This is a genomic window from Micromonospora sp. CNZ280 (genome assembly GCF_011759515.1).
This window is the reverse complement of record NZ_JAAOYP010000003.1, coordinates 563,404-577,021: the sequence shown is the minus strand read 5'-3', so window position 1 is coordinate 577,021 and position 13,618 is coordinate 563,404. Positions and strand designations below refer to the sequence as shown.

Below are 13,618 nucleotides of genomic sequence, written 5' to 3'. Positions count from 1 at the left end.
CCGAGCGGTCGATATCGGCCGGCCCGGGGAGCGGCGACCGGCGGTCAGCCCCGCAGGCGCAGCCCGCGCGGGGTGGCGCGGAAGCCGGCTGCGGTGAGCGCGTCCCGCAGCGGCGAGGAGTGCACCGCCTCACCGTCGGCGCGCTCCACCGACATGGCGCCCAGCGCTCCCGAGTGGACCGCGTCGGCGAGCGCCTTGCCGGCCGCGGCGAGGGCGTCCGCGTCGTCGGTGAAGGAGAGGATCGTCCGCCCGCCCCGCTCCACGTAGAGCACCAGGTCGCCGCCGACCAGCACGACGAGCGCGCCGGCCTTGCGACCCGCCCGGTGCCCGGTGGCCGGGGCCGCCCCGTCGCCCGAGTCGACCGCCCGCTCCGGCCACGGCAGCGCCGCGCCGTACGGGTTGGCCGGGTCGGTGGCGGCGAGCACCAGCGTCGGCCCGCCGCCCCGACCGCGCCCGCCGTCGGCCGGCTCGGCCAGGGCGCGGATCCGGTCCACCGCGCCGGGTACCGCGAACTGCGCCGCGCCCAGCCCCTCCACGAAGTAGCCGCGCCGGGCCGCGCCGCGCTCCTCCAGCGCGGAGAGCACCGGGTAGACCGCGGCGAAACCGCCGGTCACCTGCTCGGCCACCACCGCGCCCCGGGTGACCACCCCGTGCCGTTCGAGCAGCACGTCGGCCAGTGCCGCGGCCCGGCGGGTCGGGTCGGTGTCGCGGTCGGGCAGCCGGGACCACCGGCCGGCGACGGTGGGCGGGCCGCCCCGGCTCGGTAGCGCCACCCGGCCGGGGCGCCGGTACCGGGTGCGTGCCGCTGTCGGGCGGGACCGGTGCGCGCCGCCGCCGCCGAGCGCCGCGCGCAGCGGGGCGAGCGTGTCGTTGGTCAGGTGACCGGCCCAGACCAGATCCCAGATGGCGGCGGCCAGCGCGGCGTCGTCGGTCGAGCCGACCCGGTCGGCCAGCGACCGGAAGAACAGCGCCTGCCCGTCGCCGAGCGCGTCCAGCACGGCGTCGTGCAGCGGGGTGCGGGTGAGCGCCTCGTCCGGCGGCGGGAGCAGCAGCGGCGCGGCGTCCGCGTACGCCAGGGTGACCCAGCCGTCCCCGCCGGAGATCGCTCCCGAGCCGGCCCACACCACTTCGCCGCTGGCGCAGAGCTCGTCGAGTTGGGCGGGGGAGTAGTCGGCGACCCGGCCGGGCAGCACCAGCCGCTCCAGCGCGGACGCCGGGACAGCCGCCCCCTGCAACTGCTCGACCGCGGCGGCCACCGCCTCCACCCCGCGGGCCGACGAGCCCACCTGCTGCCAGCGGGGCAGGAACGCGGCCAGCGCTCGGGGCGGCACCGGCTCGATCTCCCGGCGCAGTGCGGCGAGGGACCGGCGGCGCAGCAGGCGCAGCACCTCGGCGTCGCACCACTGGGTGCCGACGGTGTCCGGGGCGAACTCGCCGGAGACCACCCGGCCGGTGGCGGCGAGCCGGCGCAGCGCCTGCTCCACCACGAACACCCCGAGCCCGAACCGGGCGGCGCAGGTGGCGGCGGCGAACGGGCCGTGCGTGCGGGCGTACCGGGCGACCAGGTCGCCGAGCGGGTCGGCGACCGGTTCGAGGTACGCCTCGGCCACCCCGACCGGCAGGGCCACGCCGAGCGCGTCGCGCAGCCGGCCGGTGTCCTCGACGCCCACCCAGCGCTCCTCACCGGCGATGCGCACCCGCAGCACCCGGCGGGCCGCCGCCAGCTCGGTGAGCCAGTCGGCCGGCGCGCCGCGGTCGGCCAGCTCGTCGGCGCTCAGGTCGCCGACCACCCGGAGCAGCTCGACCACGTCCTCCGGGTCGCGCGGGCGGCGCTGTTCGGTCAGCCAGCGCAACTGCCGCTCGGTCTCGGCCAGCACCGCCGGGTCGAGCAGCTCGCGCAGGTCGACCCGGCCGAGCAGCTCGCCGAGCAGGGCCGAGTCCAGCGCCAGCGCGGCGGCCCGGCGCTCGGCCAGCGGGGCGTCGCCCTCGTAGAGGAAGGCGCCGACGTAGCCGAAGAGCAGGGACCGGGCGAACGGTGACGGCTGGGGCGTCTCCACCTCGACCAGCCGCACCTTCCGGGCGGCCAGGTCGCGCATCAGCTCGGCCAGCGCCGGCTGGTCGAAGACGTCCTGCAGGCACTCCCGGGCGGCCTCCAGGGTGACCGGGAAGTCGGCGTACTCGCGGGCCACGTCGAGCAGCTGGGCGGCCCGCTGGCGCTGCTGCCAGAGCGGCTGGCGCCGGCGCGGGTCGCGGCGGGGCAGCAGCAGCGACCGCGCGGCGCACTCCCGGAACCGGGCGGCGAAGAGCGCGGACGTGCCGACCGACTCCTCGACCAGCTGAGCGATCTCGTCCGGGTCGAAGACCACCACGTCGGCGCCGGGCGGCTCGTCGGCGGTGTCCGGCAGCCGCACGACGATGCCGTCGTCGGCCGGCATCACCTGGGCGTCCACCCCGTAGCGCTCGGCCAGCCGGCGCCCGATCGCCAGTGCCCACGGGCCGTTCACCCGGGCGCCGAGCACGCTGTGCACGGCCAGCCGCCAGTCGCCCAGCTCGTCGCGGAACCGCTCCACCACCACGGTGCGGTCGTCCGGCAGGGCGCGGGTGGCGGCCCGCTGCTCGCGCAGGTAGGCCATCAGGTTGCCGGCGGCCCAGTCGTCCAGCCCGCCGGCGCGCAGCGCGGCGACCGCCGTCTCGTCGTCCTGGCGCAGCAGCGCCCGCACCCGGGCGCCGATCGCCCGGCCCAGCTCCACCGGGCGCCCCAGCTGGTCGCCCTTCCAGAACGGCATCTTCGCCGCCTGCCCCGGTGCCGGCGACACCAGCACCCGGTCGGGGGTGATCTCCTCGATCCGCCAGGAGGAGGAGCCGAGCAGGAAGACGTCGCCGACCCGGGACTCGTAGACCATCTCCTCGTCCAGCTCGCCGACCCGCGCGGCGCGCTCGGCGCCGGCCAGGAAGACGCCGAAGAGGCCACGGTCGGGAATGGTGCCGCCGCTGGTCACCGCGAGCCGCTGCGCGCCCGGCCGGCCGGTGAGCAGGTCGGTGGCGCGGTCCCAGACCAGCCGGGGCCGCAGCTCGGCGAAGGCGGTGGACGGGTAGCGGCCGGAAAGCATGTCGAGCACCGCGTGCAGCGCCGAGTCGGGCAGCTCGGCGAAGGGCGCCGCCCGGCGGACCACCACCGCGAGGTCACCGACCCGCCACGGCTCCAGCGCCACCATCGCCACGATCTGCTGGGCCAGCACGTCCAGCGGGTTGCGCGGGTAGTGCAGCTCCTCGATCGCGCCGCCGGACATCCGCTCGGCCACCACCGTGCAGGAGAGCAGGTCGCCGCGGTGCTTCGGGAAGACCACGCCGCGGGAGACCGCGCCCACCTGGTGGCCGGCCCGGCCGACCCGTTGCAGCCCGGCGGCGACGCTCGGCGGCGCCTCGATCTGCACCACCAGGTCGACGGCGCCCATGTCGATGCCCAGCTCGAGGCTGGAGGTGGCCACCACGGCGGGCAGCAGCCCGGACTTGAGGGCCTCCTCGATCTGCTTGCGTTCCTCGCGGGAGACGCTGCCGTGGTGAGCGCGGGCGATCACCGGTGGGGCCCCGGCCACCGCGCCGGCCTGGGCCATCAGCTCGGCCGGCTGGCGCGGCGCCCGCGTCGGCCCCGCCGGCCCGCCCCGGCCGTCCGCACCGCGTCGGCCGGTCGCGCCGTCCGCCGGCCGGCCGGCCCGAGCCGCCGGACCGCCGCCCTGGGCCGACGGGTCCGCGTCACCCGCCGGCCCGGCGCGGCTGCCGTCGGGTGCCACCGCGGCCGCCAGCTCCTCGACGGCGAGCTCGTTGAGCCGGGCGCAGAGCCGTTCGGCCGAGCGGCGCGAGTTGGTGAAGACGATGGTCGACCGGTGCGCCCGGATCAGCGCGAAGACGCGTTCCTCCACCGCCGGCCAGATCGACGCGCGACGCGGACCCGGCCCGCCGAGGTCGTCCTCGGGCGGCTGCTCCTGCTCGTCGAGACGGGTCATGTCCTCCACCGGGACCTGGACGGTGACCTCGATCGTCTTGGCGGTGGGCGGGGCGACCACGTCGACCGGCCGGGCCCCACCGAGGAACCGGGCGCACGTGTCGACCGGCCGGACGGTGGCGCTGAGGCCGATCCGCTGGGCCGGGGCGGGCAGCAGCTCGTCGAGGCGCTCCAGGGAGAGCGCCAGGTGGGCGCCGCGCTTGGTGCCGGCCACCGCGTGCACCTCGTCGACGATCACCGTCTCCACCCCGCGCAGCGCATCCCGGGCGGCGGAGGTGAGCAGCAGGAAGAGCGACTCGGGCGTGGTGATGAGGATGTCCGGCGGGGTACGGGCGAAGGCGCGGCGCTCGTCGGCCGGGGTGTCGCCGGTGCGCATGCCGACGGTGATGTCGGGCGGGGCGACGCCCAACCGGGTGGCGGCCTGCCGGATGCCCGCCAGCGGAGCGCGCAGGTTGCGTTCGACGTCGACCGCGAGCGCCTTGAGCGGGCTGACGTAGAGCACCCGGCAGCGCTGCCGGGGCTCGGCCGGCGCCGGCTCGCGGGCCAGCCGGTCCAGCGACCAGAGGAAGGCGGCGAGCGTCTTGCCGGAACCGGTGGGCGCCACCACCAGGGCGTTGCGCCGGGCGGCGATCGACCGCCAGGCGCCGGTCTGCGCCGCGGTGGGGGCGGCGAAGGCGGCGCGGAACCACTCGCGGGTGGCCGGGCCGAAGCCGGCGAGCACCGTGGCGGCGTCGGGGTCGCCCGCCGGCGTCGCCGGCTCGTCGCCCGGACGCCTCGCCGGACCGTCGCCGCCCGCCCCGCCTCGCACCTCCGCCACGCCTTCCATCCTGCCCCGGCGGTCTGACATCCCGCCCCTGGCGGGCGGGGAATCTGTCCGGGTCCGGCTCTTACGCGACGGATGCGACGTTGAACGCGGTAAGTCTTACTTAACTGCTTGCTAGGGCGGCGCAACATAAAGTAACTTCACTCGCAACGCGCAGCGGGGCGGAGGGGTCGGATGGCGGTCGAGCAGCGGAGCTTCGAGCCCGGCACCGACGTGCTGATCCGTAAGGTCGACAGTCATCTCGCCGCCGTCCGCGCCGGCCTCACCGGCGCCGAGCTGGAACTGGCCGAGCGTCTCGCCGACTGCCTGCGCGAGCTGGTGATCTCCACCGCCCAGGCCAGTGCCGCCGACCGCGGCCACGTTCGCGCCGCGGTGCACTTCTTCGTGCTCCGCCGGGAGAGCCGCGGCCGGTTGCTCTCGGTCCGTTCGCTCACCGCCGCGCAGCGCGTGGTCAACCGGGTGGTACGCCAACTCGGCCGCCCCGACCTGCTGGTGGAGGCGCGGTGGGACCGACCGGCCCGGGAGCCCGCGCTGCCCGCCGCCGACGTCGCCCTCCACTGACACCGGAGCGCCCGGCCCGCAGCGTCGCGGGCGCCCGGCGCCGGCCCGTCCCGTTGATCGTCCGCCCGGCAGGTCCGCGCACGGGATGGGGGTCCGGCGGGCGATTTCCGGCAAAACCGCCCGTCGAGCGGCGAACTGGCGTCTGATCGCTCGTAGGTGCCGTCCCACCTCAGCGGTGCCGCTCCACCTCGACCTGGAGTACGGGTGCTCGTACTGCTGATCCTCCACCTCCTGGCGGCCCTCGTGGCGCCGCTGCTGGTCCGGTGGTGGGGCCCGCGCGCCTGTTACCCGCTGGCGCTGGCGCCGGCCGCCGCGTTCGGCTGGGCCCTGGCCCGTACGCCCGCGGTCCGCGACGGCGGCGCGGTGGTCGAGACGTACCCCTGGGTCGGCCAGCTCGGGATGGCGCTGGCGCTGCGGCTGACCACCCTGTCCTGGCTGATGACCCTGCTGGTCGGCGGCGTCGGCGCCCTGGTGCTGGTCTACAGCGCCCGCTACTTCGGGCCCGGCTCGCTCGGGCTGGCCCGGTTCGCCGCGGTCATGGTGGCCTTCGCCGGAGCCATGCTCGGCCTGGTCCTCGCCGACGACCTGCTGCTGCTCTACGTGTGCTGGGAACTCACCACGGTCTTCTCGTACCTGCTGATCGGGCACAGCACCGAGCGCCGGTCCAGCCGCTGGGCGGCCGCCCAGGCGCTGACCGTGACCACGCTCGGCGGGCTGGCCATGCTGGTCGGGTTCGTCATGCTCGGCGAGCACGCCGGCAGCTACCGCTGGTCGGAGATCGCCGCCGGGCCGCTGCCCGACGGGGCGTACCTGGCCACCGTGGTGGTGCTGATCCTGCTCGGGGCGCTGACCAAGTCGGCGGTGCTGCCGTTCAACACCTGGCTGCCGGTGGCGATGGCGGCGCCCACACCGGTCAGCGCGTACCTGCACGCGGCGGCGATGGTGAAGGCCGGCGTCTACCTGGTCGGGCTGCTCGCGCCGGTGCTCGCCGCGGTCGCCCCGTGGCGGCCGGTGGTGCTGGTCGCCGGCCTGGCCACCCTGGTCGTCGGCGGTTGGGCGGCGCTGCGGCAGACCGACCTGAAGCTGCTGCTGGCGTACGGCACGGTGAGCCAGCTCGGCCTGCTGATGGCGGTGACCGGGGTGGGCACCCCGGACGCGGCGCTGGCCGCCGTCGCGATGCTGCTCGCGCACGCGCTGTTCAAGGCGGCGCTCTTCCTCGTCGTGGGCATCATCGACCACCGCGCCGGCACCCGGGACCTGACCGAGCTGTCCGGGCTGGGCCGTACCGCGCCAGTGCTGGCCACCGTGGCGGTGCTGGCCGCGGCGTCGATGGCCGGCCTGCCACCGCTGGTCGGCTTCGTCGCCAAGGAGGCGGTGCTCGCCGCGTTCACCGACCGGCCGCTCGCCCTCGCCGTCCTGGTCGCCGGCACCGCGCTGACGGTGGCGTACAGCGCCCGGTTCGTCTGGGGCGCGTTCGCCATTCGGCCGCACGTGCCGACCACCGACGTGGGGCGGGTCGCGCTGCCGATGCTGCTGCCACCCGCCCTGCTGGCCGGGGTCGGGCTGGTCGCCGGCCCGGCCGCCGGCGCGCTGGACGGTCTGTTCAACCCGTACGCCGAACTCTTCGGCACGGTCGGCGCGCACCTGGCGCTGTGGCACGGCCTGACCCCCGCGCTCGGCTTCTCCGCGCTCGCGGTGGCCGGCGGCGTGCTGCTCTTCGCGCTGCGCGGGCCGCTGGCCCCGGTGCTGGCCCGGCTCCGCGTGCCGGTGGGCGGCAACCAGGGGTACGAGTGGGTGGTCGGCCGCTTCGACCGGGTCGCCGCCGACGTCACCGCCGTCACCCAGCGGGGCTCGCTGCCGCAGTACCTCGGCGTCATCCTGCTGACGCTGGTCGTGGTGCCCGGTGGAGCGATGCTGCTGGCCCGGCCCTGGGAGCAGGGCGTCGCGCTGTGGTACACGCCGCTGCAACCGGTCGTGCTCCTGGTCATCACCGTGGCGGCCGTGCTCGCCGTCAACGCCCGCCGCCGGCTGACCGCGATGCTGCTGGTCGGCACCACCGGTTACGGCACCGCCATGCTCTTCGTGCTCTACGGCGCGCCGGACCTGGCGCTGACCCAGTTCCTGGTCGAGACGGCCACCATCGCGATCTTCGTGCTGGTGCTGCGCCGGCTGCCGGATCGCTTCTCGGCCCGGCCGTTGCGGCGCAGCCGCTGGGCCCGGCGGGTGATCGGGGTGGCGGCCGGCGTGGTGACCGCGGGACTGGCCCTGGTGGCCGCGAACGCGCGCCAGGCACCCCCCATCGCGGAGGCCTTCCCGGAACTCGCGGTGACCGAGGGGTTCGGCCGCAACGTGGTCAACGTGACCCTGGTCGACATCCGCGCCTGGGACACCATGGGCGAGTTGTCGGTGCTGGTGGTGGCGGCGACCGGGGTGGCCAGCCTGATCTTCGAGCGGTCCCGCACCGGGCCGCGCCCGCGCCGGCCGGAGCCCTCGGGCCGACCGGCCCGCCCGGACCGCCCGGTCTGGCTGCGCGGCGGCGCCCGGCTCCAGGAGCGGCGCCGGTCCCTGGTGCTGGAGGTGATCACCCGGCTGATCTTCCACACCGTGGTGCTGTTCTCCCTGTTCCTGCTCTTCTCCGGGCACAACGCGCCGGGCGGCGGGTTCTCCGGCGGCCTGGTGGCGAGCCTCGCGCTGGTGGTGCGCTACCTGGCCGGCGGCCGGTACGAACTGGCCGAGGCGGCGCCGGTCAGCGCCGGCACCCTGCTCGGCGCCGGGCTCGCCGTCTCGGTGGGCAGCGGAGTGATCGCGCTGGCCGCCGACGGGTCGGTGCTGCAGAGCGCGAAGATCGACCTGTCGCTGCCGCTGATCGGCGACTTCTACCTGGTCACCTCGCTCTTCTTCGACGTCGGCGTCTACCTGGTGGTGGTCGGGCTGGTGCTGGACATCCTGCGCAGCCTCGGCACCCAGGTGGACCGGCACATCGAGGCGGCCGATCGGGCCGGTGGCGGGCTGGCCGCCGAACCCGAGGGGGAGCGGCCTTGAGGGACGGCGCGAGCGGCCCCACGCTCACCGTGGTGCTCGCCATCGGCATCCTCGTCGGCTGCGGGGTGACCCTGTTGCTGGAGCGCAGCCTGACCCGCATCCTGCTCGGCGTCATCATGCTCGGCAACGGGGTGAACCTGCTCATCCTGCTCACCGGCCGGTCGGGCGCCCCGCCGGTGGTGGGCACCGCCCCGACCGACGAGATGAGCGGCGCCCTGGCGCAGGCCCTGGTGCTCACCGCCATCGTCATCACCTTCGGGTTGACCGCGTTCCTGCTGGCCGTCAGTTACCGCAGCTGGTACCTGACCGGCGACGACGAGGTGCCGGACGACCTCGAGGACCGGCAGGTCAGGCGGTGGGCCGAGCGCGACGAACCGGTCCCGGCCGACCTCGGCGGCGAGGGCCCGAACTCCGACCCCGAGCAGGTCGACCCGGAGCCGCCGCGCCGGCCGCCGGAACCGGACGGCGACCGGTGACCGGGCAGCCGCCGACCCCGGACCGGGGTGCCCGGTGAGCCGGCTGGTGTCCCTGCCGGTGGTGGTGCCGCTGCTGGGCGCGGCGCTGACCCTGATGCTGGCCCGCCGGCCCCGGTTGCAGCGCGCCATCAGCGTGACCTGCCTGGTCATCACCCTGGCCGTGGCCGTGGCGCTGCTGGTGCAGGCGTACCGGTACGGGCCGGTGGTGACGCAGATCGGGGCGTGGCCGGCGCCGGTGGGCATCGTGCTGGTCGCCGACCAGTTGGCCGCGCTGATGCTGGTGGTCTCCGCGGCGGTGACCCTCTGCGTGCTGCTCTACTCCATCGGGCAGGGCCAGGGCGACTTCGGCGACGCCCCGCCGGTGACCATCTACCACCCCACCTACCTGGTGCTGACCGCCGGCGTGACCAACGCGTTCCTGGCCGGCGACCTGTTCAACCTCTTCGTCGGCTTCGAGATCCTGCTGGCCGCGAGCTTCGTCCTGATCACCCTCGGCGGCACCGAGGCCCGGATCCGCACCGGCTCGACGTACGTGGTGGTCAGCATCCTGTCGTCGATGCTCTTCCTGACCGGGGTGGGCCTGGTCTACGGGGCGACCGGCACGGTCAACCTGGCCCAGCTCGCCCACCGGCTGGACGCCCTGCCGGCGGGCGTACGGCTGATGCTGGAGCTGACCCTGCTGCTCGCCTTCGGCATCAAGGCGGCGGTCTTCCCACTGTCGGCCTGGTTGCCGGACAGCTACCCGACCGCGCCCGCGCCGGTCAGCGCGGTCTTCGCCGGCCTGCTGACCAAGGTCGGCGTGTACGCGATCATCCGGACCGAGACGCTGCTCTTCCCGGGCGGCCACGCCGGGACGCTGCTGCTGGTGGTGGCCGGGCTGACCCTGATCGTCGGGATCCTGGGCGCGGTGGCCCAGTCCGACCTGAAGCGGCTCTTCTCGTTCACCCTGGTCAGCCACATCGGCTACATGATCTTCGGGGTGGCGCTGGGCAGCGTCGCCGGTCTCACCGGCGCGATCTTCTACGTACTGCACCACATCACCATCCAGACCACGCTCTTCCTGGTGGTGGGCCTGATCCAGCTCCGGGCCGGCAGCACCGACCTGCGCCGCATCGGCGGCCTGGCGCGGGTGGCCCCGGCGCTCGCGGTGATCTTCTTCGTGCCGGCGATGAACCTGGCCGGTGTCCCACCGTTCTCCGGCTTCCTCGGCAAGCTCAGCTTGTTCCAGGCCGGCGTGGCCGCCGGCGGCCCGCTGCCCGGGGCGCTGGTCGCGGCCGGGGCGCTGACCAGCCTGCTCACCCTCTACGTGGCGTCCCGGGTGTGGAGCATCGCCTTCTGGCGGGCGCCCCGGCTGGCCACCGACCAGCCGACCGTCCGGCCGCCCGGCCTGATGGTCGGGGCCACCGTCGCCCTGGTCGCCCTCGGGCTGGCCATGACCGTGGTCGCCGGTCCGATCTTCCGGGTCACCGCCGACGCTGCCGTGGACCTGCGCCAGCGCACCCCGTACATCCGGGCCGTGTTGCCGCAGGGAGCGCCGTGAACGCGCAGCCGGCCGACCGGAGGCGGGACGTGCGCGGCCGGATGGGCCGCTGGCGCGACCAGCTCATCGCGTACGGCTGGCTGGTGCTGATCTGGATCCTGCTCTGGGGCGACTTCTCCGTCGGCAACCTGCTGGGCGGCCTGCTGGTCGGCGGCGCGGTGCTGGTCTTCTTCCCGCTGCCACCGGTGACCTTCGGCGGGCGGCTGCGGCCCGGTGCGCTGCTGGTGTTCGCCGCCCGCTTCGCCGGCGAACTGGTCCGCGCCAGCCTGCACGTCGCGTGGATCGCCGTGCGGCCCGGGTTCCGGCCCCGGGGGGCGATCATCGCGGTGCGGCTGCGGGTGCGCACCGACCTGAACCTGGCGCTCACCGCCGAGGTGATCTCGCTGGTGCCCGGGACGCTCATCGTCGAGGTGGACCGGGACAGCGGGACCCTCTACGTGCACCTGCTCGACGTGCGCGGCCCGCAGGACCTGACCGGTAGCAGGGACCGGGTCCTCGCCGTCGAGCAGCGGCTCGTCCGGGCCGTCGGCTCGCCCGCGGAGTTGCGCCTGGCGCAGTCCGATCCCGTACCGAAGGGAGACCTGTCGTGACCGTCCTCGCCGCCGTCCTCACCGGACTCTTCTCGATCACCGCGCTGCTCGCGCTGGTCCGGCTCTACCGGGGTCCGTCCCTGCTGGACCGGGTGATCGCGGCCGACATGCTGCTCGCCACCATGATCGGCGCGGTGGGCGCGGAGGCGGCGGTCAACCGGAACGCCACCAGCCTGCCGGTGCTGGTGGTGCTCTCGCTGCTCGGCTTCATCGGCTCGGTGTCGCTGGTCCGCTTCGCCGTCCGGGAGGAGGCCTGATGCTCGGCACGCTCGCCGACTGGGTGGGCGCCGGTTTCCTGGTCGCCGGCGCGCTGCTCAGCCTGGTCGCCGGCATCGGCCTGCTGCGCTTCCCGACCGTGCTGGACCGGATGCACGCCGCCACCAAGCCGCAGACGCTCGGGGTGCTGCTGCTGCTCGTCGGGGTGGCGCTGCGGCTGCGCGACCCGGCGGACCTGGGCATGGTGGCGCTGGTCGGGATCTTCCAGATGGCCACCGCCCCGGTCGCCGCGCAGATGATCGGTCGGGCCGCCTACCGCACGGGTCGGGTGGACGAGCGCCTGCTCGACGTGGACGAGCTCGCCGACCGCTGAGCCCCGCCGCGCGGGCGTGGCGTACCGCGGTTGTCCGCGTCGCCCGTCGGGGTGGCATCCGCCGCCGCTCGCGGGGATGGTCCCGCGGCGTCCCAATTCCGGGACTGCGGCGATTCTGCGTCTTGCCTCTTGCCGGGTTCCGGGCTCGGCGGCACGCTTCGCAGTGATGGTCATCGATCAATGACCGCCGCCCGGTCGACGCCCACCCGGCGGACCGGACCACCTCACCCCGGAGGACCCATGAGATCCCGCACCCCCCGTCCCGGCTGGCTGGCCGGGCTGGCCATCGTGGCCGCGACCGCGCTGACCGCCACCTCGGCCGCCGCCGCTCCCACCGCCCCGGCGCCCGGCGACGCGCCCGCCGCGCTCGCCGCCGCACCGGACATCCCGCTGGCCAACGTGAAGGCGCACCTCACCCAGCTCCAGTCCATCGCCACCGCCAACGGCGGCAACCGGGCGCACGGCCGGCCCGGCTACCTGGCCTCGGTCAACTACCTGAAGGGCCAGCTGGACGCGGTAGGGTTCACCACCACCGTGCAGTCGTTCAGCTACAACGGCGCCACCGGCTACAACCTGATCGCCGACTGGCCCGGTGGCGACCCGAACGCCGTGCTGATGACCGGAGCCCACCTGGACAGCGTCACCGCGGGTCCCGGCATCAACGACAACGGCTCCGGCTCGGCGGCCATCCTCGAGGTGGCGCTCGCGGTGGCCCGCAGCGGCTTCGCTCCCGCCAAGCACCTGCGGTTCGCCTGGTGGGGGGCGGAGGAACTGGGCCTGCGCGGGTCCCGGCACTACGTCAACAGCCTGCCGACGGCGGAGCGCGCCCGGATCAAGCAGTACCTGAACTTCGACATGGTCGGCTCGCCCAACGCCGGCTACTTCGTCTACGACGGCGACAACTCCGACGGGGTGGGCTCCGGCCCCGGCCCGGCCGGCTCCGCGCAGATCGAGCAGACCATCCAGGCGTACTTCACGTCGATCGGGGTGCCGACCCGGGGCACCGACTTCGACGGCCGCAGCGACTACGGCCCGTTCATCAGCGTCGGCATCCCGGCCGGCGGCACCTTCACCGGCGCCGAGGGGATCAAATCCAGCGCCCAGGCGTCGCTCTGGGGCGGCACCGCGGGTCAGGCGTTCGACCCCTGCTACCACCGCTCCTGCGACACCACCGCCAACATCAACGACACCGCGCTGGACCGCAACGCCGACGCGATCGCGTACACGGTCTGGACGTTGGGCGGGGCCGGCACGCCGCCGGGCAGCACGGTCTGGAGCGACACCTTCGAGACGGCGACCGGCTGGACGGCCAACCCGTCCGGCACCGACACCGCAACCCTGGGCCAGTGGGAGCGCGGTGACCCCGCGGCGACCAGCAGCTCGGGCGTGACCACCCAGTTGGGCAGCACGGTCAGCGGCAGCTACGACCTGGTCACCGGGGCGGCCGCGGGCAGCGGCGCCGGGGCGTACGACCTGGACGGCGGGGTGAGCAGCATCCGCTCGCCGGCGATAACGCTGCCGGCCACCGGCACGCTCACCCTCTCGTTCTCCTGGTACCTGGCCCACCTGACCAACGCCACCAGCGCCGACTACCTCCGGGTGCGGGTGGTCGGCACCAGCACCGTCACCGCGCTGACCGTGACCGGCGCGGCGAGCAACCGGGCGGCGTCCTGGCAGAGCGCCGGCGTCGACGTCTCGGCGCTGCGCGGCCAGACGGTGCGGATCCTGGTCGAGGCCGCGGACGCCGGCACCGCCAGCCTCGTCGAGGCGGCCGTGGACGACATGACGGTCACCCAGAGCTGAAACCGGACGGCAGGGCCCGGGGCCGCCCGTACCGGGCGACCCCGGCTCCTTCCGCACACCCTCAGCGGACGTACAGCCGCCGCCGATAAAATGGCGTGCATGATCGACTCCTCTGCCCAGGAGGGCAGCAGTAGCCAGCCGGGTCGTGCCCGGCCACTGACGACCCCGACGTCCCCGGGAGCCCTGAGCGT

General features: G+C 75.2%; 9 protein-coding genes. 8 read left to right on the top strand and 1 reads right to left on the bottom strand.

Annotated features, from left to right (window positions below; genetic code table 11):
* Positions 1–44: 44 nt before the first annotated feature.
* On the bottom strand, positions 45–4,820 hold the full coding sequence (locus FHX32_RS24405; RefSeq protein ID WP_486481299.1) for an Lhr family helicase: 4,776 nt from the start codon (positions 4,818–4,820) through the stop codon (positions 45–47).
* A gap of 180 nt (positions 4,821–5,000) precedes the next feature.
* Between FHX32_RS24405 and FHX32_RS24400 the strand changes: the two genes are divergently transcribed.
* From FHX32_RS24400 to FHX32_RS24365, 8 genes are all read left to right on the top strand, one after another.
* The gene (locus FHX32_RS24400; protein WP_167187676.1) at positions 5,001–5,387 is read left to right on the top strand and encodes a hypothetical protein; all 387 of its coding nucleotides are present in this window, start codon (positions 5,001–5,003) and stop codon (positions 5,385–5,387) included.
* Between the two features lie 204 nt (positions 5,388–5,591).
* On the top strand, positions 5,592–8,429 hold the full coding sequence (locus tag FHX32_RS24395; protein WP_167187673.1) for a Na+/H+ antiporter subunit A: 2,838 nt from the start codon (positions 5,592–5,594) through the stop codon (positions 8,427–8,429).
* Positions 8,426–8,905 (top strand): Na(+)/H(+) antiporter subunit C, encoded by a 480-nt coding sequence (locus FHX32_RS24390; RefSeq protein WP_167187670.1) that lies wholly within the window; start codon positions 8,426–8,428, stop codon positions 8,903–8,905. The genes FHX32_RS24395 and FHX32_RS24390 overlap by 4 nt, the downstream gene beginning before the upstream one ends.
* Positions 8,906–8,939: 34 nt before the next feature.
* Entirely contained in the window at positions 8,940–10,445 is a 1,506-nt protein-coding gene (locus FHX32_RS24385) for a Na+/H+ antiporter subunit D (RefSeq protein WP_167187667.1), read from the top strand.
* Between the two features lie 41 nt (positions 10,446–10,486).
* Positions 10,487–11,035, top strand: coding sequence for a Na+/H+ antiporter subunit E (locus tag FHX32_RS24380; RefSeq protein ID WP_167189199.1), 549 nt, complete (start codon positions 10,487–10,489; stop codon positions 11,033–11,035).
* Positions 11,032–11,292, top strand: a complete 261-nt coding sequence (locus FHX32_RS24375) for a monovalent cation/H+ antiporter complex subunit F (protein WP_167187664.1) — start codon at positions 11,032–11,034, stop codon at positions 11,290–11,292. Before FHX32_RS24380 ends, FHX32_RS24375 begins: the two co-directional genes overlap by 4 nt.
* Positions 11,292–11,624: a monovalent cation/H(+) antiporter subunit G gene (gene mnhG / locus FHX32_RS24370; protein WP_167187661.1), complete on the top strand. Its 333-nt coding sequence runs from the start codon at positions 11,292–11,294 to the stop codon at positions 11,622–11,624. Before FHX32_RS24375 ends, mnhG begins: the two co-directional genes overlap by 1 nt.
* A 240-nt stretch (positions 11,625–11,864) precedes the next feature.
* Positions 11,865–13,427 carry a M20/M25/M40 family metallo-hydrolase gene (locus tag FHX32_RS24365; protein WP_167187658.1) on the top strand — a complete coding sequence of 521 codons (1,563 nt, stop codon included), beginning with the start codon at positions 11,865–11,867 and terminating at the stop codon, positions 13,425–13,427.
* The last annotated feature ends 191 nt before the right edge of the window (positions 13,428–13,618 follow it).